General features: G+C 63.5%; 17 protein-coding genes and 1 pseudogene. 11 read left to right on the top strand and 7 right to left on the bottom strand.

The features are described from left to right. Positions 1-96: 96 nt before the first annotated feature. Both metH and metF read right to left on the bottom strand, forming a co-directional pair. Entirely contained in the window at positions 97-3,957 is a 3,861-nt protein-coding gene (gene metH, locus JQ632_RS36165) for a methionine synthase (RefSeq protein ID WP_212407491.1), read from the bottom strand. A gap of 6 nt (positions 3,958-3,963) precedes the next feature. Beyond that, a complete protein-coding gene (metF, locus tag JQ632_RS36160) occupies positions 3,964-4,881 on the bottom strand; it encodes a methylenetetrahydrofolate reductase [NAD(P)H] (RefSeq protein WP_212407490.1) in 918 nt (305 codons plus the stop codon). A gap of 383 nt (positions 4,882-5,264) precedes the next feature. On the opposite strand from metF, the gene JQ632_RS36155 reads away from it, so the two are divergent. After that, positions 5,265-6,278, top strand: a complete 1,014-nt coding sequence (locus tag JQ632_RS36155; protein ID WP_212407489.1) for an LLM class flavin-dependent oxidoreductase — start codon at positions 5,265-5,267, stop codon at positions 6,276-6,278. 25 nt (positions 6,279-6,303) lie between these two features. Here JQ632_RS36155 and JQ632_RS36150 read toward each other — a convergent pair whose 3' ends face one another. Together JQ632_RS36150 and JQ632_RS36145 are read right to left on the bottom strand one after the other, a co-directional pair. Beyond that, complete coding sequence (locus JQ632_RS36150) at positions 6,304-7,161, bottom strand: prephenate dehydratase (protein ID WP_212407488.1); 858 nt, start codon at positions 7,159-7,161, stop codon at positions 6,304-6,306. 22 nt (positions 7,162-7,183) lie between these two features. Continuing rightward, a complete protein-coding gene (locus JQ632_RS36145) occupies positions 7,184-7,924 on the bottom strand; it encodes a 3-deoxy-manno-octulosonate cytidylyltransferase (RefSeq protein ID WP_212407487.1) in 741 nt (246 codons plus the stop codon). Positions 7,925-8,139: 215 nt separating this feature from the next. On the opposite strand from JQ632_RS36145, the gene JQ632_RS36140 reads away from it, so the two are divergent. The 7 genes from JQ632_RS36140 (at position 8,140) to JQ632_RS36110 (ending at position 18,711) form a co-directional block, all read left to right on the top strand. Next, the gene (locus JQ632_RS36140) at positions 8,140-8,688 is read left to right on the top strand and encodes a cytochrome c family protein (protein ID WP_212407486.1); all 549 of its coding nucleotides are present in this window, start codon (positions 8,140-8,142) and stop codon (positions 8,686-8,688) included. A gap of 211 nt (positions 8,689-8,899) precedes the next feature. Continuing rightward, positions 8,900-10,798, top strand: a complete 1,899-nt coding sequence (locus JQ632_RS36135) for an extracellular solute-binding protein (protein WP_212407485.1) — start codon at positions 8,900-8,902, stop codon at positions 10,796-10,798. A 14-nt stretch (positions 10,799-10,812) separates the two neighbouring features. Continuing rightward, the gene (locus JQ632_RS36130; protein ID WP_212407484.1) at positions 10,813-12,711 is read left to right on the top strand and encodes an extracellular solute-binding protein; all 1,899 of its coding nucleotides are present in this window, start codon (positions 10,813-10,815) and stop codon (positions 12,709-12,711) included. Between the two features lie 3 nt (positions 12,712-12,714). Next, entirely contained in the window at positions 12,715-13,824 is a 1,110-nt protein-coding gene (locus JQ632_RS36125) for a microcin C ABC transporter permease YejB (RefSeq protein ID WP_212407483.1), read from the top strand. Next, positions 13,824-15,002 carry an ABC transporter permease gene (locus JQ632_RS36120; RefSeq protein ID WP_212407482.1) on the top strand — a complete coding sequence of 393 codons (1,179 nt, stop codon included), beginning with the start codon at positions 13,824-13,826 and terminating at the stop codon, positions 15,000-15,002. The genes JQ632_RS36125 and JQ632_RS36120 overlap by 1 nt, the downstream gene beginning before the upstream one ends. A gap of 7 nt (positions 15,003-15,009) precedes the next feature. Next, positions 15,010-16,647: an ABC transporter ATP-binding protein gene (locus tag JQ632_RS36115; protein WP_212407481.1), complete on the top strand. Its 1,638-nt coding sequence runs from the start codon at positions 15,010-15,012 to the stop codon at positions 16,645-16,647. Between the two features lie 180 nt (positions 16,648-16,827). Further along, entirely contained in the window at positions 16,828-18,711 is a 1,884-nt protein-coding gene (locus JQ632_RS36110; protein ID WP_212407480.1) for a caspase family protein, read from the top strand. A gap of 204 nt (positions 18,712-18,915) precedes the next feature. On the opposite strand, the pseudogene JQ632_RS40555 reads toward JQ632_RS36110, so the two are convergent. The 3 genes and pseudogenes from JQ632_RS40555 to JQ632_RS36100 form a co-directional block, all read right to left on the bottom strand. After that, positions 18,916-19,259 (bottom strand): annotated as a pseudogene (locus JQ632_RS40555) (DUF6984 family protein). A gap of 11 nt (positions 19,260-19,270) precedes the next feature. After that, positions 19,271-20,119: a C40 family peptidase gene (locus JQ632_RS36105; protein ID WP_212407479.1), complete on the bottom strand. Its 849-nt coding sequence runs from the start codon at positions 20,117-20,119 to the stop codon at positions 19,271-19,273. Continuing rightward, positions 20,112-21,491 carry a M17 family metallopeptidase gene (locus tag JQ632_RS36100; protein WP_212407478.1) on the bottom strand — a complete coding sequence of 460 codons (1,380 nt, stop codon included), beginning with the start codon at positions 21,489-21,491 and terminating at the stop codon, positions 20,112-20,114. The genes JQ632_RS36105 and JQ632_RS36100 overlap by 8 nt, the downstream gene beginning before the upstream one ends. 174 nt (positions 21,492-21,665) lie before the next feature. On the opposite strand from JQ632_RS36100, the gene JQ632_RS36095 reads away from it, so the two are divergent. The 3 genes from JQ632_RS36095 (at position 21,666) to JQ632_RS36085 (ending at position 26,180) form a co-directional block, all read left to right on the top strand. Beyond that, entirely contained in the window at positions 21,666-23,417 is a 1,752-nt protein-coding gene (locus JQ632_RS36095; RefSeq protein WP_212407477.1) for an adenylate/guanylate cyclase domain-containing protein, read from the top strand. 129 nt (positions 23,418-23,546) lie between these two features. Then, positions 23,547-25,313: an adenylate/guanylate cyclase domain-containing protein gene (locus JQ632_RS36090; RefSeq protein WP_249152784.1), complete on the top strand. Its 1,767-nt coding sequence runs from the start codon at positions 23,547-23,549 to the stop codon at positions 25,311-25,313. Positions 25,314-25,841: 528 nt separating this feature from the next. Then, positions 25,842-26,180 carry a PilZ domain-containing protein gene (locus tag JQ632_RS36085; RefSeq protein ID WP_212407476.1) on the top strand — a complete coding sequence of 113 codons (339 nt, stop codon included), beginning with the start codon at positions 25,842-25,844 and terminating at the stop codon, positions 26,178-26,180. The last annotated feature ends 175 nt before the right edge of the window (positions 26,181-26,355 follow it).

Genomic DNA, 26,355 nt, shown 5'->3' with positions numbered 1-26,355 from the left:
GAGACGGCTGGAGCCGCCTCGCCGCCACGCTCGAGGGCTATGCTCTTGCCACCCAAGAACAAAATCCGGGAATCCCCCTCCAGGGGAGGGTGGCAGTCAGCCCGCGCCGACCTTCTTCTTCCGCCACACCAGATGCACCGCGCAGGTGCAGCCGGGAGGATGGGAGGCGAGGTCGGTGGAGGCGACGTCGTTCGCAGGCGTTGCCGCGAACGCTGTCTCGTCCTTCGCCGCGCGGGCCGGGATGTAGTTCAAGACCGGCGCAAGCCAGCGCTCGACTTCGGCCACCGTCATGCCCTTGCGCGCGGCATAGTCTTCGACCTGGTCGCGCTCGATCTTGCCGACGCCGAAATAATAGCTCTCGGGGTTCGCGAAATAGAGGCCCGACACCGAGGAGCCTGGCCACATCGCAAAGCTCTCCGTCAGCTTCACGCCGGCGGTGGCTTCCGCGTCGAGCAGCTCGAACAGCGTCTTCTTCTCGGTGTGGTCGGGCTGCGCGGGATAGCCGGGCGCGGGGCGAATCCCGGAGTACTTCTCCAGGATCAGCTCGTCGTTGGAGAGCGCCTCGTCCGGCGCATAGGCCCAGAACTCGCGGCGCACGCGGGCATGCATGCGCTCGGCAAAGGCTTCCGCGAGCCGATCGGCCAGCGCCTTGCACAGGATCGAGGAGTAGTCGTCATTCGCCTTCTTGAAGCGGTCGGCGACCGCGTCCTCGCCGATTCCCGCCGTCACCACGAAGCCGCCGACATAATCGGGCACGCCGGTTCCGCCGGGCGCGATGAAGTCGGAGAGCGCGGCATTGAAGCGGCCCTCGCGCTTCTCGAGCTGCTGGCGCAGCGTGTGCAGCGTCGCGATCTTCTTGGTGCGGCTCTCGTCGGCATAGACGGCGATGTCGTCACCATCCGCATTCGCCGGCCAGAAGCCGATCGTGGCGCGCGCGCGGAACCATTTTTCCCTGACGATGGTGTCGAGCATCTTGCGCGCGTCGTCATAGAGCGCGCGCGCGACCTCGCCGACCTTGGCGTCGTCGAGGATCGCGGGGAAGCGGCCGGCGAGCTCCCAGGTCTGGAAGAACGGCGTCCAGTCGATATAGGGCACGAGCTCGGCGAGATCGTAATCGTCAAACGTCTTCGTGCCGAGGAAGGTCGGCTTCACCGGCGGTTTGGCGGCAAAGTCCACCGGCACGCGGTTGGCGCGGGCATCCGAGAGCTTGAGCCGCTTCTTGTCGGCCTGCGCGCGCAGATGCGCCTCGGAAATCCGGGCATATTCGGCGCGCACCTCGGCGGCATAAGTCTCGCGCTTCTCCACCGAGAGCAGCGAGGAGGCGACGCCGACCGCGCGGCTCGCGTCGTTCACATGCACGACGGGACCGGCCTGGTAGTTCGGGTCGATCTTCACTGCCGTGTGCACGCGACTGGTCGTCGCGCCACCGATCAGGAGCGGCAGCTTCAACCCTTCGCGCTGCAATTCGCCGGCGAAGAACGCCATTTCGTCGAGCGACGGCGTGATCAGGCCGGACAGACCGACGATGTCGGCCTTCTCCGCCTTCACGGTCTCGACGATCTTTGCCGCCGGCACCATCACGCCGAGGTCGATGACCTCAAAGTTGTTGCACTGGAGCACGATGCCGACGATGTTCTTGCCGATATCGTGGACGTCGCCCTTGACGGTCGCGAGCACGATCTTGCCGGCGGACGAATTCGCTTCGCTGCCGATGCCGTTCGCCAGGTTGCGGGCCTTCTCCTCCTCCATGAACGGCATGAGATAGGCGACCGCCTGCTTCATGACGCGCGCGGATTTCACGACCTGCGGCAAAAACATCTTGCCGTCGCCGAAGAGGTCGCCGACCACGTTCATGCCGGCCATCAGCGGGCCCTCGATCACGTCGAGCGGACGCGAGGACGACGCGCGGGCCTCTTCGGTATCCGCTTCGATGAACTCGGTGATCCCGTGCACCAGCGAATGCGACAGCCGCTTCGCCACCGGCCATTCGCGCCAGGCGAGGTCGGCTTCCTTGGCCTCGGTCTTCTTGCCGCGGAACTTTTCAGCGAGCGCCAGCAGCCGTTCGGAGGCGCCGGGGTCGCGGTTCAACACCACGTCCTCGCAGGTCTGGCGCAGCTCGGGGTCGATGTCGTCATAGACGATCATCTGTCCGGCATTGACGATGCCCATGTCCATGCCGGCCTTGATGGCGTGATACAGGAAAACCGAGTGCATGGCCTCGCGCACCGGCTCGTTGCCGCGGAACGAGAAGGACAGGTTGGAGACGCCGCCCGAGATGTGCGCGCCGGGCAGGTTCTTGCGGATCCAGCGCGTCGCCTCGATGAAGTCGACGCCGTAATTGTTGTGCTCCTCGATGCCGGTCGCGATCGCAAAGATGTTGGGATCGAAGATGATGTCCTCAGGCGGGAAGCCGACGCGGTTCACCAGGATGTCGTAGGCGCGCTTGCAGATCTCGGTCTTGCGCGCAAAAGTATCGGCCTGGCCGACTTCGTCGAATGCCATCACCACGACCGCCGCGCCATGGCGCCGTGCGATCTTCGCCTCGTGGATGAATTTTTCCTCGCCCTCCTTCATCGAGATCGAGTTGACGACTGGCTTGCCCTGAACGCATTTCAGGCCGGCCTCGATGACAGAGAACTTCGACGAGTCGACCATCACGGGCACGCGGGCGATGTCGGGCTCGGCGGCGACGAGGTTGAGGAAGGTCACCATCGCGGCTTCCGAATCCAGCAGACCCTCGTCCATATTGACGTCGATGATCTGCGCGCCGTTCTCGACCTGGTCGCGCGCCACCTGCAGCGCGGCGGTGTAATCGCCTGATGTGATCAGCTTGCGGAAGCGGGCGGAGCCCGTGACGTTGGTGCGCTCGCCGACGTTCACGAAGGGAATGGCATCGGTCAGGATGAACGGCTCGAGGCCGGAGAGGCGCAGGCGCGCATCGATTTCGGGCACGACGCGCGGCTTGTGCGGAGCGACGGCGGCGGCAATCGCCGCGATATGGTCGGGCGTGGTGCCACAGCAGCCGCCGACGATGTTGACGAGGCCGTCACGGGCGAATTCGCCGATCAGGCGGGCCATGTAGTCCGGGCTCTCGTCATACTGGCCGAACTCGTTGGGCAGGCCGGCATTGGGATAGGCGCAGACCAGCGTATCGGCGACGCGGCCGATGTCGGCGATATGCGCGCGCAGATCTTCCGCGCCGAGCGCGCAGTTGAAGCCGATGGTGACAGGCTTTGCATGCCGCACCGAGTTCCAGAACGCCTCCGGCATCTGGCCCGACAGCAGGCGGCCGGACTTGTCGGTGATGGTGCCTGACACCATCACGGGCACGTCGATGCCGCGCTCTTCGGTGATCTCGGCGATCGCGTAAAGCGCCGCCTTGGCGTTCAGCGTGTCGAAGATTGTCTCGACCAGCAGCAAATCGACGCCGCCGTCGAGCAGGCCGTTGATCTGTTCGCCATAGGACTTCCGCAGATCATCGAAGGTGACGGCGCGATAGCCGGGGTTTGCGACGTCGGGCGAGATCGAGGCGGTGCGGTTGGTCGGGCCGAGGGCGCCGGCGACGAAGCGCGGCCTGCCGTCCTCAGCGCCGACGCGTTCGGCGGCGTTGCGGGCGAGGCGGGCGCCTTCGCGGGCCATCTCGTAGACGATGTCGGTGAGGTCGTAATCGGCCTGCGCGATCGAGGTCGTCGAGAAGGTGTTGGTCGCGACGATGTCGGCACCAGCGCGCAGGTAAGCGGCGTGGATATCCTCGATCGCCTGCGGCTGGGTCAGGATCAGCAAATCGTTGTTGCCGCGCAGGTCGCGATGGAAGTCCCTAAAGCGTTCGCCGCGGAAGGCGGCTTCATCGAACTGGAGCGCCTGGATCATCGTGCCCATGGCGCCGTCGAGCACCAGGATGCGGTCGCGGGCGGCTTGCAGCAGCGCTATGCGCTTCGGAGACACGGATACGGTCATCTTCTGTCAGGCAGCTTTCTGGGCGCTCTTGGCGCGAATACCGAGCAGATGGCTGATCGCGAAAACGAGATCGGCGCGGTTCATGGTGTAGAAATGGAAGGTGTCGACGCCATGCTTGGCGAGCTTGTGCACCTGGCCGGCCGCGACCGTCGCGGCGACGAGCTTGCGCGTATCGGCATCGTCGTCGAGCCCCTCGAACTTTTCCGCCAGCCAGTTCGGCACCGTGGTGCCGGCGCGGGTGACGAAATTGCGGGCCTGCTTGAAATTGTGCATGGGCATGATGCCCGGCACGATCGGGATATTGATGCCGCGCGCACGCACGCGATCGAGATAGCGGAAATAGAGGTCGTTATCGAAGAACACCTGGGTGATGGCGCGCGTCGCGCCCGCGTCGACCTTGGCCTTCAGTGTGTCGATGTCGGCGTCGAAGTCGCGCGCTTCAGGGTGCTTCTCGGGATAGGCCGAGACCGACACTTCGATGTCGGAATGCCGCTTCTTGATGCCGGCAACGAGCTCGGCCGAGCTCTGGTAGCCGTCGGGATGGGTGGTGTAGGGCGTGCCGATGCCGCCGGGCGGATCGCCGCGCAAGCCGACGATGTGGCGGACGCCGACCTCGTGATAGCGGTCCACGATCTCGTCGATTTCGCCGCGCGAGGCGCCGACGCAGGTCAGATGCGCGGCCGGCAGCAGCGCGGTCTCCTTCAGGATGCGCGCGATGGTGGAATGGGTGCGCTCGCGGGTTGAGCCACCGGCGCCGTAGGTCACCGAGACGAATTTCGGCTCCAGCGGCGCGAGGCGGTTGATGGTCTCCCAGAGATTGCGTTCCATCTCCTCGGTCTTGGGCGGGAAGAACTCGAAGGAGATCGCGGGACGCTTCACGGCGAGGAGCCCGTCGTTCTCGGCAGCCGTCGTCGGCTCAGTCATGGCAGCACTCACTCCAGTCTCTTGCGTCGCGCGGTCGGGTCTAGTTGGGAGGCCCTAAGATAAGTCAAAGGCCGCTGGCCGGACAGCCCATCGGGCATGGGAAATTGCCCACTATTGTATCTCAGAATGGTATTTTATGCCGAAATTTCAAAAATTGTGGGAAGATTGTAGGCGTAAGAAATATATTAAATATCAATATATTAGTCAAGATCTACTTGAGGGGGTGGCCATATCTTGTGTTGGGCAGTATGAAATCCGTGCTAATCTTATGCTCGGAATCCCACTCAAGTCGCGTCTAGCGCCTCAGGGCTCGCGGCGCGCACACGCCAGATCTGCACGCGTCGGCCATTGCCGGCCCGGCGCCGCGCACTAGGTTAGCGATCATGCTCCCGCTCTCCGTTCTCGACCTTTCCGTCGTCACCACAGGCACCAAGCCCGCCGCGGCGCTGCGCAACAGCATCGACCTAGCGCGCCATGTCGATGGGCTCGGCTATGTCCGCTACTGGCTCGCCGAGCACCATAACCTCGCCTCCGTCGCGAGCCCGGCGCCCGACGTCATGATCGGGCAGATCGCGGCGGTGACCAAACATATCCGCGTCGGCTCCGGCGGCGTGATGCTGCCCAACCACGCCCCGCTGGTGGTCGCCGAGCGCTTCAAGATGCTGGAGGCGCTGTTTCCCGGCCGCATCGATCTCGGCCTCGGCCGCGCGCCAGGCACCGACGGCGCCACGGCCCATGCGCTGCGCTCCCGGCTCGATCGCCGCGAGGGCGACGATTTTCTCGAGCGGCTGCACGAGCTGTGTTTGTGGGAGACCCGCGATTTCCCGTCGGGCCATCCCTACAACAACGTCGTGGCCATGCCCGACGACACGCCGCTGCCGCCGGTCTGGCTGCTCGGCTCCAGCGACTATTCCTCGGAGCTCGCGGCTCAAGTCGGCATGGGCTTTGCGTTCGCGCATCACTTCGCAAGCCATGACGCGGTCGACGCGATGGTGAACTACCGTAGCAGGTTCACGCCGTCGGCCTGGCGCGCAACGCCGCACGCGATCCTCGCCGTCGCGGCCATCGCCGCGGATACCAATGAAGAGGCCGAGAAACTTGCGGCGTCCTACGATCTCAATCGCCTGCGCCGCGACCGCGGCCAGTATCTGCCGCTGCCGAGCGTCGAGGAGGCGCTGGCCTATCCCTACAGCGACGCCGAGCGCGTCTCGATCGGGCGCGGCCGCTCCCGCCTGTTCGTCGGCACGCCGGCGACGGTGCAAAAGAAGCTCCAGCCGCTGATCGATGCGAGCAAGCCGGACGAGCTGATGGTCATCACGGCGGTCTACGACCACGAGAAGCGGAAAAAGTCCTATTCGCTGCTGGCTGACGCGTTCGGGCTCGCGAAGGCGGCTTAGCTACCCTCCAGGGGAGGGTGGCATCTCACTCCCTCGTCTCGCTGAACGTCGCGCGGAACGGGTGCCCCGGATAGACGCCGACGATCCGAAACTCGCGCGAGAAGAATTTCAGCTCCTCCAGCGCAAACGCGAGCCCCTTGTCGTTCGGATGGCCGTCGACGTCGGCATAGAACTGCGTGGCGAAGAAATTGCCGTCCACCATGTAGCTCTCGAGCTTGGTCATGTTGACGCCGTTGGTGGCAAAGCCGCCGAGCGCCTTGTAGAGCGCGGCGGGCAGGTTGCGCACCCGGAAAACAAAAGAAGTGACCAGCGGCCCCGAGCCCTGCTCGGCCCATTTGGCCTCGCGCGCCAGCACCACGAAGCGCGTGGTGTTGTGGGCCTCGTCCTCGACGTCCTCGGCGAGGATGTCGAGGCCGTAAATCTGCGCGGCCAGGCGCGAGGCGATCGCGGCCACGCTTTTGTCCTTGCGCTCGGAAATGTCGCGCGCGCTGCCGGCGGTGTCGGCGGCCACGATCGGCCTGACGCCGAGCTTGCGGATGATGCGCCGGCACTGGCCGAGCGCGTGCACATGGCTCTCGACGCTCTTGATGTCAGTAAGCTTGGTGCCCTTCACCGCCATCAACTGGTGCCGGATCGGCAGAAACCATTCGCCGACGATGAAGAGGCCGGAGGCCGGCAGCAGGTGGTGGATGTCGGCGACGCGGCCCGCGACCGAGTTCTCGATCGGGATCATGCCGAGGTCGGCCTCGCCGGAGGAGATCGCCGACAGCGCGTCCTCGAAGGTGGAGCACGGCAACGGCTCGGCGTCGGGATAGGCCTCGACGATGGCGATATGGGAATTGGCCCCAGGTTCGCCCTGGAATGCGATCTTCATTTTGCTCATGGTGGCGCCTTGTAACAGCCGCTCAGGATTTCGCCAGCATCTGCCGGGCGATTTCGAGGTCATGGGCGGTATCGACCCCGAGCGGCACCGAATCCACGATCGTCGCGTCGATCCGCATGCCCGCCTCCAGCGCCCTCAATTGCTCGAGCTTTTCGCGCTGTTCCAGGACCGATGGAGGCAGCTTGACGTAGCGTTCCAGCGCATCCCGGCGATAGGCGTAGAGGCCGATGTGGTGGTAACGGGGGCCGTCGCCATAGGGCGCGGTCGCGCGGGTGAAATAGAGCGCGCGGAGCCGCTGCCCACCCAGGGGGGAACCGATCAGCTTCACCACGCTCGGGTTGACATGCTCCTCCGTCACGCGGATCTCGGCGGCCGCGGTGCCGATCGCGACCTCGGGGTCGTCGAGCAAGGCAAGGGCGGCGCGGACGTCCTGCGCCGGAATGGTGGGCAGGTCGCCCTGAAGGTTGACGACGAATTCCACCTCGCCGGCCGGGTCGAGAAGGGTCAGCGCCTCGAAGATGCGGTCCGAGCCGCTCGGATGGTCGGCACGGGTCATCACCGCCTCGCCGCCATGGGCCGTGACGGCTTGCGCGATCTCCGGCGTGTCGGTTGCGACCGCGACCCGCCCGATTTGGGCCTCCTCGGCGCGGCGCAGCACCTGTACGATCATCGGAAGTCCCGCGATGTCGGCGAGCGGCTTGCCGGGCAGGCGGGTCGAGGCCATGCGGGCCGGAATGAGCACCAGGGTACGGGAAACGGTCATCCGGATTGGCCCAGGAAATGGGGCGCGAAACGCGCCGGAATTGGGTGGGGATGGGGTGAAAGCGAGCCCGTTTATACGGGTTGCCAGACCCCGGGCAAACCGATATCTCATCGCTGCTCTGGGGTGGGGTGGAACGTCCGATTCCCTTGGAGCGCCTGTCCTGGCGGCCGCTTGGGCCGCACTTCCTTATCTCGCGGCGTGGGGCCTGATCCGAAATGGACTCCTTCGAACTCAACAAGATCCTCGGTGCCGTGCTCGGCACCTGCCTCGTTCTCCTGGTGACGAGCTTCACCGCCCAGGCGCTGTTCTCCCCGAAGCCGCTGGAGAAGCCCGGCTTCGAGATCGCGGTGAAGGAAGATGCCGGCCACGGCAAGGAAGGCGCCGCCGCTGCGGCCTCCGAGCCGATCGAAAAGCTGCTCCAGACCGCCTCCGTCGAGAAGGGCGCCTCCGCCGCCAAGAAGTGCGGCGCCTGCCACACCTTCGAGAAGGGCGGCCCGAACCGCGTCGGCCCGAACCTCTTTGGCGTCGTCGGCCGCGCCCGCGCCTCGGAAGCCGGTTTCAACTATTCCGCCGGCATGAAGAGCAAGGGCGGCAACTGGGACTTCGAAGGGCTCAACGCCTTCATCCTCAACCCGAAGGCCGCCGTTCCAGGCACCGCGATGGGCTTTGCCGGCATTCCGAAGGATTCCGAGCGCGCCGACGTGATTGCCTATCTGAACTCGATGTCCGACAAGCCGGCTCCGCTGCCGACTGCGTCGAAATAAGGTTCTCGGCGTCGTCAGACGATTTGCGGCCAGGCCCTGTGCCTGGCCGTTTCCGTATCTATATGGTCGCGTTGTTGTTATCGGGGCGTTTGGCCGCAGCGGACCGCCCCGGTAGGCCTCCAAGATGAGGAAAAAGCAACATAATCGGTCGAAACCTTGCCGTATATTGGGGCCTTAAGGGATAGGCTCCTATCAAGACAGGGATGTTCATTTGGCAATTACCCGACGCGATCTTCTGCTCGCCGGCGCTGCGACCGCAGCGCTTCCAGCTCTCGGTTCCACCGCAGGCCTTCCGCTGGTCGGTGCCGAGGCGCAAGCCGCAAGCGAGCTGCCCTGGCGCCACGCGCTGTCGCTGTTCGGCAAGGTCAAATACGGAGCCGACTTCAAGCGTTTCGACTACGTCAATCCGGAAGCGCCGAAGGGCGGCGTCGCGCGCCAGATCGCGGTCGGCACGTTCGACAATTTCAACATCGTCGTGTCCGGTGTGAAGGGGCAGGTCGCCGGTGCCGTCGCGTTCATCTATGAAAACCTGCTGACGCCCTCGCTCGACGAAGTCTCGACCGAATACGGTGCCCTTGCCGAGGCCGTCAGCCACCCGGACGATTTCTCCTTCGTCACCTATCGCTTGCGGCCGGACGCGAAGTGGCATGACGGCAAGCCGGTCACGGCTGACGACGTGATCTTCTCGCTCAACGCGTTCAAGACCCATCACCCGATGTACTCGGCCTACTACAGTCACGTGGTGAAGGCCGAGAAGGTTGGCGAGCGCGAAGTCAAGTTCGTGTTCGATGCCCCGGGCAATCGCGAGCTGCCGCAGATCGTCGGCCAGCTCTACGTGCTGCCGAAGCATTGGTGGGAGGGCACCGATGCGCAGGGCCGCAAGCGCGATGTCTCCACCACCACGCTCGAAATTCCGCTCGGCTCCGGCCCCTACAGGATCAAGGAATTCGTTGCCGGACGGTCGATCACGCTGGAGCGCGTCAAGGACTATTGGGGGCGCGACCTCGCGACCAATGTCGGCCGCAACAATTTCGACGAGATGCGCTACGAATATTTCCGCGACGCCACCGTCGCAATCGAGGCATTCAAGGCCGACCAGGTCGACTGGCGTACCGAGAACAGCGCGAAGAGCTGGGCAACCGCCTACGATTTCCCGGCCGTGACCGAAAAGCGCGTGATCCTGGAGGAATTCGCCAATCGCAGCTCGGGCGTCATGCAGGCTTTCGTGCCGAACCTGCGCCGCGCAAAATTCAGCGATCCCCGCGTGCGTCGCGCGCTCAACTATGCGTTCGACTTCGAGGAGATGAACAAGCAGATCTTCTACGGCCAGTACAAGCGCGTCAGCAGCTATTTTGATGGCATCGACGAGCTGATGGCGACCGGGCTGCCGCAGGGAAAAGAGCTCGAGATTCTCGAGACCGTTCGCGCACAGGTCCCGCCCGAAGTCTTCACGACGGCGTACGCCAATCCGGTCGGCGGCAGTCCGGAAGCCGTGCGCGACAATCTGCGCGAGGCGCTACGTCTCCTGAAGGAAGCCGGCTACGAGGTGCGCGACCGCAAGCTGACCGACACCAAAACCGGCGCTCAGTTCTCGCTTGAATTGCTGAACCAGGATCCGAGCTTTGAACGGGTCACGCTGTTCTACAAGCCGTCACTGGAGCGGCTCGGCATCGCCGTGAGCGTGCGGACCGTTGACCCGACCCAGTACGAGAACAGGCTTCGCGATTGGGATTTCGACGTCGTCACCAACTCCTGGGGCGAGTCGCAGTCTCCGGGCAACGAGCAGCGCGAGTTCTGGTCGTCCAAGACCGCCGACATCGCGGGCTCGCGTAATATCGCGGGCATCAAGAACCCCGCCATCGACAAGCTGATCGAGCGGCTGATCTACGCCAAGGATCGCGACGATCTCGTCGCCGCCACCAAGGCGCTGGACCGCGTGCTGCTGTGGAACAATTACGTCGTGCCGCAGTGGACCTATTCGAAGGTCCGCACCGCGCGCTGGGACCGTTTTGGCCGCCCGGCGGAATTGCCCAAATACGGCCAGTCCGGCTTCCCGTTCCTCTGGTGGTACGACGCAGACAAGGCGGCGCGGATCGCAAAGAAGTCGTGAAGGACATCGTTCGCATGGCGCAGCTCTCACGCCGGCATGTGCTGGCCTTAGGTGTCGGCGGTGCGCTGGGTGCGTCCCTCGGCACACCGCTGTTGCGGAACGCGCACGCCTCGGAGGCGTGGACCGCGGCCCACGGCATCTCGGCCTTCGGCGATCTCAAATATCCCGCCGATTTTCGCCAGTTCGACTACGTCAACGTGGACGCGCCCAAGGGCGGGGCGTTCTCGCTGATCCCGTCGGTGCGCGCCTACAACCAGTCCTACCAGACTTTCAATTCGCTCAACGCCTTCATCCTGAAGGGCGACGGCGCGCAAGGCATGGACATGACCTTCGTGTCGCTGATGGCGCGAGCGAACGACGAGCCGGACGCCATGTATGGGCTCGCCGCGAAGTCGGTGCAGATCTCGCCGGACAAGCTCGTCTATCGCTTCACCATGCGGCCCGAGGCGAAATTCCACGACGGCACCAGGCTCACGGCGCATGATGCTGCGTTCTCGCTGACGGCGCTGAAGGAGAAGGGGCATCCGCTGATCATCGTGCAGATGCGCGACATGGTGAGCGCGGAAGCGCTCGACGATGCGACGCTTGTGGTCACTTTCGCGCCGAAGCGTGCCCGCGACGTGCCGCTCTTTGTTGCGAGCCTACCGATCTTCTCGAAAGCCTATTACGCCACGCGCGCCTTCGACGAATCGACGCTCGACGTTCCGCTGGGCTCAGGCCCCTACAAGGTCGGGAAATTCGAGGTCAATCGCTACATCGAATATGAGCGGGTGAAGGACTGGTGGGCGGCCGATCTGCCGGTCTGTCGCGGCAGCTTCAATTTCGACGTCGTGCGCTACGAGTTCTATCGCGACCGCGACGTCGCCTTCGAAGGTTTTACCGGCAAGAACTATCTCTACCGCGAGGAGTTCACGTCCCGCATCTGGGCGACCCGCTACGATTTCCCCGCCGTCAAGGATGGCCGCGTCAAGCTGGAGATTACGCCGGACGATACGCCTTCCGGCGCGCAGGGCTGGTTCATCAACACCAGGCGCGACAAGTTCAAGGATCCGCGCGTGCGCGAGGCGCTGACCTACGCCTTTGACTACGAGTGGACCAACAAGACCATCATGTACGGCGCCTATGCGCGCACGGTCTCGCCGTTCCAGAACTCCGACCTGATGGTGACAGGCGGGCCGCCCACGCCCGAGGAGCTGAGGCTGCTCGAGCCGTTCCGCGGCCAGGTGCCCGACGAGGTGTTCGGCGAACCCTTCGTGCCGCCGGTCTCCGACGGATCGGGACAGGACCGCGCCCTGCTGCGCAAGGCGCAGCAACTCCTCAACGAGGCCGGGCTCGTCGTCAAGGACGGCAAGCGGCTGCTGCCGAACGGCGAGGTGTTCCGGATCGAATTCCTCGCGGAGGAGCCGTCGCTCCAGCCGCATCACGCGCCCTACATCAAGAACCTGGGTACCCTCGGCATCGACGCGAGCCTGCGTCTGGTCGATGCCGTGCAATACCGGGCGCGCGTGGAAGATTTCGATTTCGACATGACGATCCAGCGCTTCTCCATGTCGGCGACGCCGGGCGACGCCATGCGCGCGTTCTTTTCTTCGCAAGCCGCGGCAACCAAGGGATCATACAATCTTGCGGGTGTCGCCAGCCCGGCCATCGACGCGATGATCGAGAAGATCATGGCGGCCGACAGCCGCGAGGAATTGACGGTCGCCTGTCGTGCTTTCGATCGCCTGTTCCGCGCCGGCCGCTACTGGGTGCCGCAATGGTACAACAAGACGCATCGGCTGGCTTACTGGGATCAGTACAGCCACCCGGCCAAGCTGCCGCGCTATGCGAACGGGGTCGGCGCACCGGAGATCTGGTGGTCTGACGCGGCCAAGGCCGCCAGGATCGACAATAAGCTCGAGCAGGCGAAATAGCCCATGAGCGCCTATATCGCCCGCCGCCTTCTCCTGATGATTCCGACGCTGCTCGGCATTCTTTTCGTGTCCTTCGTGGTCGTGCAGTTCGCGCCGGGCGGCCCTGTCGAGCGCGTTATTGCGCAGCTCTCCGGCGCCGACACCGGCGGCACGTCGCGCATTTCCGGCGGCGGCGATTTCGCGCAGCGCGCGCCCGGACAGGTCGGCGCAGGCGCCGATGCGGTGAACTCGAAATATCGCGGCGCGCAGGGGCTCGATCCCGATTTCATCAAGAAGCTGGAAAAACAGTTCGGCTTCGACAAGCCGGCGCCGGAGCGCTTTGCGCTCATGGTGTGGAATTTCGCCCGCTTCGATTTTGGCAAGAGCTATTTCCGCGACGTGAGCGTGATCCAGCTCATCAAGGAGAAGCTGCCGGTCTCGATCTCGCTCGGCATCTGGCTGACGCTGATCACCTACCTGATCTCGATCCCGCTCGGCATCCGCAAGGCGGTGAAGGACGGCTCGCGCTTCGACACCTGGACCTCGGGGATCATCATCGTCGGCTATGCGATTCCCGGCTTCCTGTTCGCGATCCTCCTGATCATCCTGTTCGCCGGCGGCTCGTTCTTCAACTGGTTCCCGCTGCGCGGACTGACCTCGGACGGCTGGTCGCAGTTCCCCTGGTACTGGAAGATCATCGATTATTTCTGGCACCTGACGCTGCCGCTGCTCGCGATGGGCCTGAGCGCATTCGCGACCATGACGCTGCTCACCAAGAACTCGTTCCTTGACGAGATCCGCAAGCAATATGTCATGACCGCGCGTGCCAAGGGCTGCAGCGAGAACCAGGTGCTTTACGGCCACATCTTCCGCAACGCGATGCTGATCGTGATCGCTGGCTTCCCCGGCGCCTTCATCCACGCCTTCTTCTCGGGCTCACTCCTGATCGAAACCATCTTCTCGCTGGACGGGCTTGGCCTGCTCAGCTTCGAGAGCGTGCTCAACCGTGACTATCCCGTGGTGTTCGGCACCCTCTACATCTTCTCGCTGGTCGGCCTGGTCGTGAACCTGATCTCCGACCTGACCTATATGTGGATCGATCCGCGGATCGATTTCGAGGCGCGGGAGGTCTGATGTCTGTCACCGCGCCGACTCCGATCGAGACCACGACGAGATCGCCGTTCGGCACCGCCGTGCCGATCACGCGCAAGCCGTTCGTGCCTTCTCCGCTGAACAAGCGGCGCTGGCAAAGCTTCAAGGCGAACCGGCGCGGCTTCTGGTCGTTCTGGATCTTCATGATCCTGTTCGTGGTGTCGCTGTTCGCCGAACTGATCGCCAACGACCGGCCGTTCATGATCAAGTACGACGGCCGTCTGTATTGGCCGGCCTTCGTCACCTATTCGGAGACGACCTTTGGCGGCGATTTCGAGACCGCGGCCGACTATCGCGATCCCTATCTCCAGAAGCTGATCAAGGAGAAGGGCGGCACCATCGTCTGGCCGCTGATCCGCTACTCCTACAACACCCACAATCTCGACCTGCCGACGCCGGCGCCGTCGCCGCCGACCTGGATGCTGACGGAAGCGCAGTGCAAGCCGGTGCTCGAGAAGAAGGGGCTGAAGAGTTGCCGCGACCTCGAATACAACTGGCTCGGCACGGACGACCAGGGCCGCGACGTGGTGGCGCGGCTGATCTACGGCTTCCGCATCTCGGTGCTGTTCGGGCTTTGTCTCACGATCGTCTCCTCGATCGTCGGTGTCGCGGCCGGCGGCATTCAGGGCTACTTTGGCGGCTGGATCGATCTCACCTTCCAGCGCTTCATCGAGATCTGGACCGCGATCCCCTCGCTCTATCTACTACTGATCCTGTCATCGGTGCTGGTGCCCGGTTTCTTCGTCCTGCTCGGCATCCTCCTGCTGTTCTCCTGGGTCTCGCTGGTCGGACTCGTGCGCGCTGAATTCTTGCGCGGACGCAATTTCGAATACATCCAGGCGGCGCGCGCGCTCGGCGTCTCCAATGCCGTCATCATGTTCCGGCACCTTTTGCCCAATGCGATGGTCGCGACGATGACGTTCCTGCCGTTCATCGTGTCGTCCTCGGTGATGACGCTGACGGCGCTCGACTTCCTCGGCTTCGGCCTGCCACCCGGATCGCCCTCGCTCGGCGAATTGCTGTCGCAGGGCAAGTCAAACGTGCAGGCGCCGTGGCTCGGCTTCACCGGCTTCTTCTCGGTCGCGATCATGCTGTCGCTGTTGATCTTCATCGGCGAGGCCGTGCGCGACGCCTTCGATCCGCGCAAGACGTTCAAGTGAGGGCTTGATGGACGCGATCAACCAGCCCCTTCTTGCCGTGCGCGATCTCTCGGTGGCCTTCCACCAGGGCGGCAACACCACGCTCGCGGTCGACAAGGTCTCGTTCCAGATCAAGCGCGGCGAATGCGTTGCGCTGGTCGGCGAATCCGGCTCCGGCAAATCGGTCAGCGCGCTGTCGATCCTGAAGCTGTTGCCCTATCCGAACGCCTCGCATCCCTCGGGCAACATCCGCTTCAAGGGCCAGGAAATCCTGGGCCTGCCGGAAGCGGAGATGCGCGCCTTGCGCGGCAGCGATATCTCAATCATCTTCCAGGAGCCGATGACCTCGCTCAATCCGCTGCACACGATCGAGGCGCAGATCGGCGAGATCATCCAGCTCCACAATCCCACCAGCAATGCGCTGGCGCGCGAGCGGACGCTGGAGCTCTTGACCCAGGTCGGCATCCCCGATCCCGAAACGCGGTTGTCGAGCTATCCGCACCAATTGTCCGGCGGCCAGCGCCAGCGCGTCATGATCGCGATGGCACTTGCCAACGAGCCCGATCTCCTGATCGCGGACGAGCCGACGACGGCGCTCGACGTCACCGTGCAGGCGCAGATCCTGGCTTTGCTCGCCGAGATCCGCGCGCGCCTCGGCATGAGCCTGCTCTTCATCACCCACGACCTCGGCATCGTGCGGCGCATCGCCGATACCGTATGCGTGATGAAGAATGGCCAGATCGTCGAGCAGGGCCCGGTCGAGCAGGTCTTCAAGAGCCCGAAACATCCCTACACGCGCGCGTTGCTCGCCGCGGAGCCAAAACCCGATCCAGCGCCGCCGCAGCCGCAGGCGCCGGTCGTAATGTCGGCTGATGACCTCAAGGTCTGGTTTCCGATCAAGCGCGGGCTGATGCGCAAGACGGTCGGCCATATCAAGGCGGTCGACGGCGTCAGTGTTGCCGTGCGCAAGGGCGAGACGCTGGGCGTGGTCGGTGAATCCGGCTCGGGCAAGACCACGCTCGGCCTGGCGCTGCTGCGGCTGATCTCCTCCAACGGCCGCATCGTGTTCCTGGGCAAGGACATCCAGGGGCTGCGCTTCAAGGAGATGCGCCCCTTCCGCCGCGACATGCAGATCGTGTTCCAGGATCCGTTCGGCTCGCTTAGCCCGCGGATGTCGGTCGCCGACATCATCGAGGAGGGTCTCGGCGTGCATCAGCCGAAGCTCAGGCCAGAGGAGCGAGAGGCAAAGGTCGTCAAGGCGCTCGAGGACGTCGGGCTCGATCCGGAGACGCGCTTCCGCTATCCGCACGAATTCTCCGGCGGCCAGCGCCAGCGCATCAGCATCGCGCGCGCCGCCGTGCTGGAGCCCGATTTCATCGTGCTGGACGAGCCCACCAGCGCGCTCGACATGCTGTTCCAGGCGCAGATGGTCGATCTGCTGCGCGATCTCCAGCGCAAGCGCGACCTCACCTACATGTTCATCTCGCACGATCTGCGCGTCGTCGCCTCGCTCGCGAGCCATCTCATCGTGATGCGCGGCGGGAAGGTGGTGGAAGAGGGCCAGGCCGCGGACCTCTTCAAGAGCCCGAAGACGGATTATACCCGCGCGCTGTTCGCAGCGGCGTTCCGGCTGGAGACGGCGGGCAACGGGTCGGTGGCGACGTAACACCGTCATTCCGGGAGGCTGCATCGAGACTTTCCGGGCCCTCGCGCAGGCCGCCGCTACCAATTGCCGCACCAGGGTTCGTCAGAAATTAAAGTTAGCGCCGGTTTGTGACCAGGATCACGGAACAAAGATTGCTTTTCGCCACACGTTGGCTAGTCTGATGAATTGCAGGGGGCTGCAATGAGCCGTTTTGGCATCTTTGGTTTATTAATATTTGTCGTTTTGCTCGGATCCGGCTCGGCCCACGCCGAAAAGCGCGTTGCGCTGGTTATCGGCAATTCGGCCTACAAGAACGTTCCGCGGCTTGCCAATCCGGTCAACGATGCCGGGCTGATCGGCAGCATGCTGAGGAAGGTCGGCTTCGATATCGTCGACGTCAGGCAGGACCTCAGCGCCGCCGAGACGCGCAAGACGCTGCGCGAGTTCGGCACCAAGAGCCGCGATGCCGATGTTGCGGTCATCTACTATGCCGGCCATGGCATGGAAGTGGACGGCACCAATTACCTGATCCCGACCGATGCCCTTCTCGAGGCCGACACCGACGTCTATGACGAGGCGTTCCCGCTCGATCGCGTCCTGGTCAGCATCGAGCCGGCCAAGCAACTTCGGCTCGTGATCCTGGATGCCTGCCGCGACAATCCCTTCGCCAAGACGATGAAGCGAACCGTGGCTTCGCGCGCGATCGGGCGCGGGCTCGCCAAGGTCGAGCCGACCAGCCCCAATACGATGGTTGCCTTCGCCGCCAAGGCGGGATCGACCGCTTCCGACGGCGATTCCAGGAATAGCCCGTTTGCGGTTGCTCTTTCCGATCACCTGCCGAAGCCTGGGCTCGATCTGCGCAAGGCCTTTGGCTTCGTGCGCGATGATGTGCTGAAGTCCACCAGCTACAAGCAGGAGCCGTACGTCTACGGCTCGCTCGGCGGTGATGACGTGTCGCTGGTGCCGGTCAAGCCGGTCGCCGCGCCGGGCCCGCAGGCCAATCCCCAGGACAGCGTGCGCCGGGACTATGAGCTCGCGCTCCAGGCCGGCGACCGCGAGGCATGGCAGGCATTTCTGCAGGCCTATCCGGACGGGTTCTACGCAAACCTTGCGCGTGTGCAGCTCAGGAAGGCGACTGCGGAGGAAGAGCGCGCAGCCGCGACCGAGAAGGCGCGACTGGCCGAGCAGGAGAAGGCAAGGCTTGCCACGGAAAACGCCCGGAAGGCTGAGCTCGAAAAGGCGACAGCCGCGGCAAAGGCTGCCGAAGAGGCGCGGATTGCGGCGGAGAAGCAAAAGCTAATTGAGCAAGCGAGGGCAGAGGCAGCCGAGCAGCAGCGCAAGGCCGCCGAGGCGGCGGCTGCGAAGGCGCTCGCCGAAAAGCAGGCTGCCGAAAAGGCGCAGGCAGCCGAAAAGGCAAAGGCGGACCTCGTGACCAGGCAGACGGCCGAGAGGAGCACAGTCGAGCAGGCTGCGCCCCAGCCCTCTGCGCCCCAACCTGCTGCCGAACCCCAGAAGGTCGCGGCGCTTGCTGTCCCGCCGACATCAACCTTGTCCGAGGCCGAGCTGGCGAAGTCGGTGCAGCTTGAATTGCGGCGTGTCGGTTGTCTCGCCTCTGCAGCCGACGGCGATTGGAATGCAGCCGCGCAACGATCGCTAACGCAATTCAACAAATATGCCGGGACCAAGTTTGATGTGAAGCTCGCGAGCGTCGATGCGCTGGATGCACTGAAGGCCAAGCAGGGCCGCGTCTGCCCGCTGGTCTGCGACCGCGGCTTTCGGGCGGACGGCAACAGTTGCGTCAAGATCACCTGCCGTGCCGGCTACCGCGTCAATGAGGATAATGAGTGCGAGAAGGTGCAGGACAAGAAGCCTGTCGCGACCCGCGATGACGCCAAGCCGAGGGATGACGAGAGGAAGAAGGTTGAGTCCGCGCCCTCGAAGCCGCAGGCGACGGGACAGATGTTTTGCAACAGTGCGGGCTGCCGTCCCGTCCGACAGGGCTGTCGACTCGAATCGGGGAGCAGCAACAGGACGGCCGGCTTGCTGAGCGGTGGCGGGACCGGCGTCATCGAAATCTGCAACTGAATGGGACGGCAGAGGCAAGATGACCTCGGGACCTGCCAAAGCGCTTGGTCTCGGCCTTAGGCGGATGATCCTGAGCCGCTGGCGATGAGTTTGGTCAGCTTGGTAGGATGGGTAGAGCGCAGCGAAACCCATCGCCTCGCGCCCGCACCGCACGAATGATGGGTTTCGCTGCGCTCTACCCATCCTACGAGCTACGAACCTGTTCTATTCTGAGGTTTTGTGGCGGCCGAAAATTGCGGGTCGGAGTTCACTCCGAGCCGCGATCCTTTGTAGTGGCGAAAAATCGACTTTCCAAAGATCGAGTTCAAACAGCTCTCCGCGCTGATCGACGTTCAGTGCGGCAGAGACTAGCACTCCATCGGCATCATCAAATTCGGCCTCGCCAATGCACCTACCGAAACGTCGGTCTGCGCTACCAACAAAGCGAAGACCCCCCATCCTACCGTCGTCCATTTCCTCTACGAGGTCAAAATGGCCCTGCAAAGGTGAGTACTGACCTAGAATGAAGGTAACTAAGTCACGCTCTTTCGGGTAAGTGGGCGTGGCATCTTTACACGTCCTAGAGCCGCTTGATTGCAACGACCTCGCTGCCGGCCTGCCTGATCCGCGCAATCGCCGGCTCGGTATTCTCGACGACCGTTGCCATGTGATGCGCATTGGCATGAACCATGGTGCCGCCGTCGCGCACGATCGCCACATGGCCCTTCCAGAAGATCAGGTCACCGCGCTTCAGTCTGTCACGCTCATGCCCCTCGAGCGCACGACCGAGCCCCATCTGCTGCATGTCGCTGTCGCGGGGGCAGCCGATGCCGGCTGCGGTAAGCGAGACCTGGACCAGGCCGGAGCAATCGATGCCAAGACTGCTCTTGCCTCCCCAGAGATAGGGCGTGCCGACAAAGCGCTCCGCGACGGACACGAAATCCGGTTCGCGATGGTCGAGCGGCGCGAGATGTGCTCTCGGCACAAATTGCCCGCCGCGCGTCACGGCAAAGCTTCCATCCTCGCGGGTAACAGCGAGCTTCGATCCCATCACCAGCGTGTCCGCCGGCGCCAGCTTGATCGACGGCCCGGGAAATGCAAACGTCCTGAGTGCTGCGACCTTATGCGTCGGTTCGGATGATGGCTTCATCAACGCCACATCGGGCAGCCAGCCGACATAGCCGTCGCTGACGAGCTGGCCCCAGGCCCAGCCTTCGCCGTTGCGGTCGTAGATGGTGACGCGCTCGCCGCGCAGCGCTTCCGTCATGAGCATCGCCGATGACGACGGCTGCTCGCGCATCGGCGCGATCGCCTCGACCACTTCAAAATCCTCGCCGGTGACGAAGCGGTCGGCCTGGACCTTGCCTTCGAGATATTTTGCGGCGATGTCGCCGCGCGCCGGTGTCAATCTTGGATCATGATCACGCATAGCGCTCACTCAGGAGCTGGTAGAGGGCGCGTGCGGCCTGGCACTCGCCGCCCTCGGGCCGCGCCGGCTTGGCCGACGGCGTCCAGGCGTAGATGTCGACATGCAGCCAGCTCTTGGCATGCTCGACGAAGCGTTGCAGGAACAGCGCGCAGGTGATCGAGCCGGCAAAACCGTTGGACGGAGCATTGTTGATATCGGCCGCCTTCGAATCCAGCCAGGAATCGTAAGCCGGCCACAGCGGCATGCGCCACAACGGATCGTTCTCCCTGGCCGCGCAGCGCGCGACGTCAGCGGCCAATGTTTCATCATTGGTGTAAAAGGGCGGTAAATCCGGCCCCAGCGCGACGCGCGCAGCACCCGTCAGCGTGCCCAGATCGATCAGCAGGTCGGGCGTCTCCTCGTCGGCGAGCGCCAGCGCGTCGGCCAGCACCAGCCGGCCCTCGGCGTCGGTGTTGCCGATTTCGACCGTGATTCCCTTGCGCGATGAGAAGATATCGAGCGGGCGGAAGGCGTTACCGGCGACCGCATTCTCGACCGCCGGGATCAGCACGCGCAGCCGCACCTTGAGTTTTGCGTCCATCACCATGCGTGCGAGCGCCAGCACATTGGCGGCGCCGCCCATGTCCTTCTTCATGATCAGCATGCCGCTCGACGGCTTCAGGTCGAGCCCGCCGGTGTCGAAGCACACGCCCTTGCCGACCAGCGTGACCTTGGGATGCGCGGGATCCCCCCAACTGATATCGATCAGCCGCGGCGCGCGCGTCGATGCCATGCCGACGGCATGGATCAGAGGAAAATTCTGCGTCTTCAGATCATCGCCGACGATGCAGGCGAAGCTCGCGCCATAGGTCGACGCGAGCACCTCGGCGGCCGCGGCCAGCTCCTCCGGCCCCATGTCGTTGGACGGTGTGTTGACGAGGTCGCGTGCCAGCATCGCGGCCTCGGTGATGCGCGTGATCTCGGCGGCGTCGACGCCGTCGGGCGGCACCAGGCGGACGTCTGGCCGATCAGCTTTGCGGTAGCGGGCAAAGCGATAGCGGCCGAGTGCAAAGGCGATGCACCCGAGCCGCGCATCATGCGGCGCATTGGCAAAGCGATAGGTGCCCGGCGGCAGAAGCCCTGGCAGGCTGCCTGCCCGGAACAGGTCGCGCGATTTCGCAGCCTCGTCCTCGATGCCGAACAGCACCTGCGCGATCGCGCCGTCCGGCGCCGGCAGCGCCAGGTAGGCGCCCGGCTTGGCGGTGAAGTTGCTCGCAGTCGCGAACTGGCGCTGCGCCGGCGGCAGTGCTTCGCGCAGCGCATCCCAGCCCGATTTGGTCACGAAGCTGATGGGAATGGCTGACGCGGCTGATGTCTCGAACACGGAAGGCATTGGCTGGCTCGGCGGCTCGTAGTGAAAGGATGCGGTGCAAGAGACTTTGCAGAGTTTTGCAACCCCTGCAATCACCTTCGAGAGCCGCTACTCGGCCTGGGCGTGTACCCATAAAGGCCCGGACGTCGGCTCATTGTGGTACAGTGCCGTGAGCCGTAGCCTGGAGAGCAGTCCATGGCACAGCAACCCGTCGAACGCAGGCTTGCAGCGATCCTTGCCGCCGATGTGGCTGGTTACAGCCGGCTCATGGGCATGGACGAGGCAGGGACAGCGCGCCGCTTGCGTGACCATCTGGCGGCAATGCGGCCGATCGTCGGAAAGCATGACGGACGGATTGTGAAGACCACGGGCGACGGCGTGCTCATTGAGTTCCCATCGGTCGTGGCAGCAGTCGAATGCGCGATCAAAGTGCAGAAGCTGATGGCCCGGCGCAACGCCAAGCTGATCGCGGAACAGCGCGTGCTCTACCGCATCGGCATCAATCTCGGCGAAGTGCTGGTCGAGGGCGATGACATTCTGGGCGATGGCGTCAATATCGCAGCGCGACTCGAAGGAATTGCTGAACCCGGCGGAATCTGCTTGTCGCGTTCCGCATACGAACAGGTCAAGGGTAAGATCGACACCCAGTACGCTGATATGGGTGAGCAGCGCTTGAAAAACATCGCTGACCCGTTGCAGGTATTTCGGGTCAACGTCGGCTTGGCCGCTGCCGCGTCGGCACCGCCAGCCCTGCCATTGCCGGACAGGCCGTCGATCGTGGTCCTGCCTTTCACGAACCTCAGCGACGATCCGGAGCGCGCGTACTTCGCGGACGGCGTCACCGAGGATCTCACCACGGCGCTGTCCCGGCTTCGCTGGCTCTTCGTCATCGCCCGCAACTCGGCCTTTGTCTACAAAGACAAAGCCGTCGATGTGAGGACAATCGCCCGCGATCTGGGCGTGCGCTACGCCCTGGAGGGCAGCGTACGCACCGCCGGCCAGCGCATCCGCATCACAGGTCAGCTCATCGATGGGGAGACGGCCAAGCACATCTGGGCGGAGAAGTACGATCGTCAGCTGCACGACATCTTCACGGTCCAGGACGAGATCACGGAAAACATCGTTGCCGCGATCGAGCCGCACCTCTACACCCAGGAGGGCTATCGCGCCGCCCGAAAGCCGCCGGAAAGCGTCGATGTCTGGGGACTCGTGGTCCGCGCCATCGACCTCATCAACAAGTTTGGCCGCAAGCACAACGAAGAGGCACAACGCCTGCTGCGCCGCGCCATAGAGATTGACCCGAACTATGCACGAGCCCACGCCACTCTCAGCTGGGCGATCTGGTGGGCCACGCTCTACTATTACGTTGAAGACCGCTCCGAGGGCTACAGGCAGAGCGCCTTGCACGCCCAGGAGGCGTTGCGCCTCGACCAGGGCGAGCCGTGGGCCCACATGACCGTCGGCCTCAACTTGAGCACCTCCGGCCAACACCAGCGCGCGCTGGCCGAGCACCAGGCCGCCCTCAACCTCAATCCCAGCTTCGCGCTCGCGCACACGGCTTACGGGTGGGCGTTGTTGCGTGCGGGGCGCTTCGACGATGCGATCGGCGAGACTGCAAAAGCACTTCGCATGAGCCCGTTGGATTCCTTTTCCGGCCTTTACACCACGATCCACGGCTTGGCGCTGCTCGCGGCGCGGCGCTTCGCGGAGGCGCTGCCGCATCTCCGGGCGTCGGTCGCCGCCGATGCCGAATTCGCTGGGCACTACAATGCGCTGATCAGCTGCTGTGGGCATCTCGGCCTGATCGAAGAGGCGGTGGAATTCACCGCCCGCCGCAACAAGGTCGGGCCACCGCTGAGGGTGAGCGTCCTGCGCAACAATCTGCGCGGCTTCGCCCATTGCGAGGTGTTCGCGGAGGGCTTGATCAAGGCCGGCATTCCCGAATAGGCGGCGTCCCTTCAAGATATGATCGACAAGGATATCAGCCCGGCGAAAGCCGACATTGGCTCTAGCCCAAGAGCAACACCCTATGCTTTGATACATCAGACGGATCTACCGATCTCGGGAGGACCGTTCTTGACCGACAATCGCGTGGAACGCCGGCTTGCGGCAATTCTGGCGGCGGATGTTGCCGGATACAGCCGCCTCATGGGAGCCGACGAGGAAGCGACCCTGCGGACCTTGGACGCGTACCGTCGCACGATGTCAGATCTGATAAGCGAGCACGCCGGACGGATCTTCGGCGAGGCCGGAGACAGTGTGATCGCCGAGTTCAACAGTCCCGTTCAGGCCGTGCGAGCTGCAGTGGCCATCCAACGCGCGCTTCATCGCCACAACGCCGACCTTCCTAGCGACAAAAGGATGGAATTTCGAATTGGCCTCAACCTCGGCGATGTGATGGTGGACAGCGACAACCTGCTCGGCAACGGAGTAAATGTTGCTGCGCGGCTGCAAGGGGTCGCTGACCCCGGCGGAATCTGCATCTCCGGTGCAATCCGGGATCAAATTGAGGGTAAGCTGAACTTCCCTCTCACGCCAATCGGCCAACGATCGTTAAAGAACATCAGTGGTCCGGTTTCGGTCTACTCTGTTGATTGGCGACCCGAGCATCCGGTGACCGCGGGCGTGCTGGGCGGCAAACTCGCGCTGCCAGACAAGCCCTCGATTGCTGTGCTCCCGTTCTCGAACATGAGTGGAGATCCCGAGCAGGAGTACTTCGCGGACGGTATCACAGAAGACATCACGACTGCGCTGTCCCATCATCGATGGTTCTTTGTCATCGCACGGAGTTCAACCTTCGTCTACAAAGGCCGAGCTGTCGATGTGAAGCAAGTCGCTCGCGAACTCGGCGTGCGATACATCCTCGAAGGGAGCGTAAGACGGGCCGGACAACGCGTTCGGATCACAAGCCAGCTGATCGAAGCAGAAACCGGAAATCACCTGTGGGCCGAGCGGTTCGATCGCGACATGGCCGACATCTTCGCCATCCAGGACGAGATAACGCAGAGCGTGGTCGCCGCGATCGAGCCGGAGATGCTGTTGATGGAAGGCAGACGAGCCTTTCGCAAGAGCGTCGGCAATTTGGATGCGTTCGACTGCTGCATGCGCGCGATGTGGCATTTTTTACAAATCACTCCCGAGAACCAGGACGAGGCCATTACTCTGTTGCGGCGGGCGATCAGCCTCGATCCGACTTTCGCCCAGGCACACATGGCGCTTGCACGCACGCTGAACGCCCGGGTTTGGCACGGCTGGACCAGCGATCTCGCGAGCGACGCGTCCGAAGCTCACGCGGCTGCGGCGCGTTCGGTTACGATCGATGACCGCGATCCTTACTGCCACTACGCGTTGTGCTGGACGAGTTTGGTAAGGCGAATGCACGCGCAGGCGCTTTCAGAGGCGCAGCGTTCGATCGACCTCAACCCGAATTTCGCGCTCGGGTTCTTCGCCCTTGGCCTGGTTCGGGTCTATATCGGACACTTCAGAGAAGCTCTGGACGCTCTGCTGCGCTGCCTCCGTCTGAACCCGAACGATGCTCAAGCCGGTGCCTTTCTGGGCACTGTCGCGCTGGCTTATTACCACCAGGAGAACTACGAGGAGGCGCTCCATTATTGTCAGCTTGGGATGGGCGCGCGCCGTTTCTACCCCGGGCTCAGGGTCTTTCTCGCAAGCCTTGGCCAACTTGGACGCGTGGAGGAAGCGCGGCCGTTGGTGCATGATTTCATCTCCCGGCCGGCGGACCCGCAGCAGCACTTCGACGTTACGACCCCCTACCTTGACATGAAGCATCGGGAGCACTTGGCAGACGGCTTGCGTCGTGCGGGCGTAACCAACTTGCGGTGATGGGCGATTGTGATCTAGCGCAGCATTTCGACCGTTGCGACGTGCTCACGGATGAGCCAAGCTGCCGTCGCCGCCATAGAAGTCGATGATGCTCCGGGAGACCGGACGTTGTACGATGGTTACGGTGACCGCTGCTCGTGACCCACAGCGGACCTTTAGGCTGTCCAGTCCACTGGCCGAGAACGGCAGCCTGTGATCAGACGAACCAACTGGGCAAGATTGCTAATTGTGCATTTCCGGGGGCAAAGGTGCCACGTATTCGCTATCGTAGCGAGGTCGACCTCCCGCTTCGAAGGCACGAACGTCCGTTTGAAAGGTCGGCGTCAAGCGTCCGAATTAACCACCAACTCCGATCCAATTTTAATAAGACAATAATGCTGCTTGTTAGCATAAGCTGCGCGGATCAACGTTGCAGATGCTGCCGTTTTCCGGACGTCGGCGGGACCGGGAAACTGACTTCGTAAAGCGCGATCGCAATCGCTGCGGTCGTTCGATGGGAAGTTGCTTTCTTATTTGGAGCATCTCGCCATGATCGAACGTCGTGCAATGAAGCGCATACCGATCAACCGGGCGGCGCTGCTGTCATTTGATGAAATTCGTGGGACCCATCCATGCATGGTGCGCGATATCAACGCCTTGGGGGCCTGCATCTCCGCGCCGTACTACATATTTGCCAACGAATTTGTGCTGTCGTTCGACGGCTATTCCGGAATCTTTATCTGCCGCGTCGTGTGGAGAAAGGAGACGCTTTGCGGCGTCTCCTTCCTCCTGCGTCGTCGCGCGCCGAAATTGGCGAACGATTCCGGCGAGTCGACAAATGTGGTGCGACTTGATCGCCAGATCGTGTACCGTGGCCGGCGTCGTTAGCTTGGAAGTGTCGGTATAACTCCTTGCGCACGCCGACGAGGCGATCGAATAGGCCCAGCCCACTTCCGGTGTTGGCCGATTTTGTTGCAGAAGTCGGTAGGATCGACGCTCTCAGCCGGGGCAGAGATCTGAAAATTTGGGCTCGCGATCTCTCGGCCGCCTGCCCGGCATGGGC

Source organism: Bradyrhizobium liaoningense (assembly GCF_018130955.1).
Lineage (GTDB): Bacteria > Pseudomonadota > Alphaproteobacteria > Rhizobiales > Xanthobacteraceae > Bradyrhizobium > Bradyrhizobium liaoningense_C.
The sequence above is the reverse complement of the archived record's forward strand: the minus strand, read 5'-3'. Positions and strand labels throughout refer to the sequence as shown.

What these genes read in the sequence shown, in the direction of transcription:
- JQ632_RS36100 (WP_212407478.1), bottom strand. Translation starts at nt 21,491, where the DNA reads ATGCCTTCCGTGTTCGAGACATCAGCCGCGTCAGCCATTCCCATCAGC.
- JQ632_RS36125 (WP_212407483.1), top strand. Translation starts at nt 12,715, where the DNA reads ATGAGCGCCTATATCGCCCGCCGCCTTCTCCTGATGATTCCGACGCTG.
- JQ632_RS36085 (WP_212407476.1), top strand. Translation starts at nt 25,842, where the DNA reads ATGATCGAACGTCGTGCAATGAAGCGCATACCGATCAACCGGGCGGCG.
- JQ632_RS36105 (WP_212407479.1), bottom strand. Translation starts at nt 20,119, where the DNA reads ATGCGTGATCATGATCCAAGATTGACACCGGCGCGCGGCGACATCGCC.
- metH (WP_212407491.1), bottom strand. Translation starts at nt 3,957, where the DNA reads ATGACCGTATCCGTGTCTCCGAAGCGCATAGCGCTGCTGCAAGCCGCC.
- JQ632_RS36095 (WP_212407477.1), top strand. Translation starts at nt 21,666, where the DNA reads ATGGCACAGCAACCCGTCGAACGCAGGCTTGCAGCGATCCTTGCCGCC.
- JQ632_RS36150 (WP_212407488.1), bottom strand. Translation starts at nt 7,161, where the DNA reads ATGAGCAAAATGAAGATCGCATTCCAGGGCGAACCTGGGGCCAATTCC.
- JQ632_RS36120 (WP_212407482.1), top strand. Translation starts at nt 13,824, where the DNA reads ATGTCTGTCACCGCGCCGACTCCGATCGAGACCACGACGAGATCGCCG.
- JQ632_RS36155 (WP_212407489.1), top strand. Translation starts at nt 5,265, where the DNA reads ATGCTCCCGCTCTCCGTTCTCGACCTTTCCGTCGTCACCACAGGCACC.
- metF (WP_212407490.1), bottom strand. Translation starts at nt 4,881, where the DNA reads ATGACTGAGCCGACGACGGCTGCCGAGAACGACGGGCTCCTCGCCGTG.
- JQ632_RS36145 (WP_212407487.1), bottom strand. Translation starts at nt 7,924, where the DNA reads ATGACCGTTTCCCGTACCCTGGTGCTCATTCCGGCCCGCATGGCCTCG.
- JQ632_RS36115 (WP_212407481.1), top strand. Translation starts at nt 15,010, where the DNA reads ATGGACGCGATCAACCAGCCCCTTCTTGCCGTGCGCGATCTCTCGGTG.
- JQ632_RS36130 (WP_212407484.1), top strand. Translation starts at nt 10,813, where the DNA reads ATGGCGCAGCTCTCACGCCGGCATGTGCTGGCCTTAGGTGTCGGCGGT.
- JQ632_RS36110 (WP_212407480.1), top strand. Translation starts at nt 16,828, where the DNA reads ATGAGCCGTTTTGGCATCTTTGGTTTATTAATATTTGTCGTTTTGCTC.
- JQ632_RS36140 (WP_212407486.1), top strand. Translation starts at nt 8,140, where the DNA reads ATGGACTCCTTCGAACTCAACAAGATCCTCGGTGCCGTGCTCGGCACC.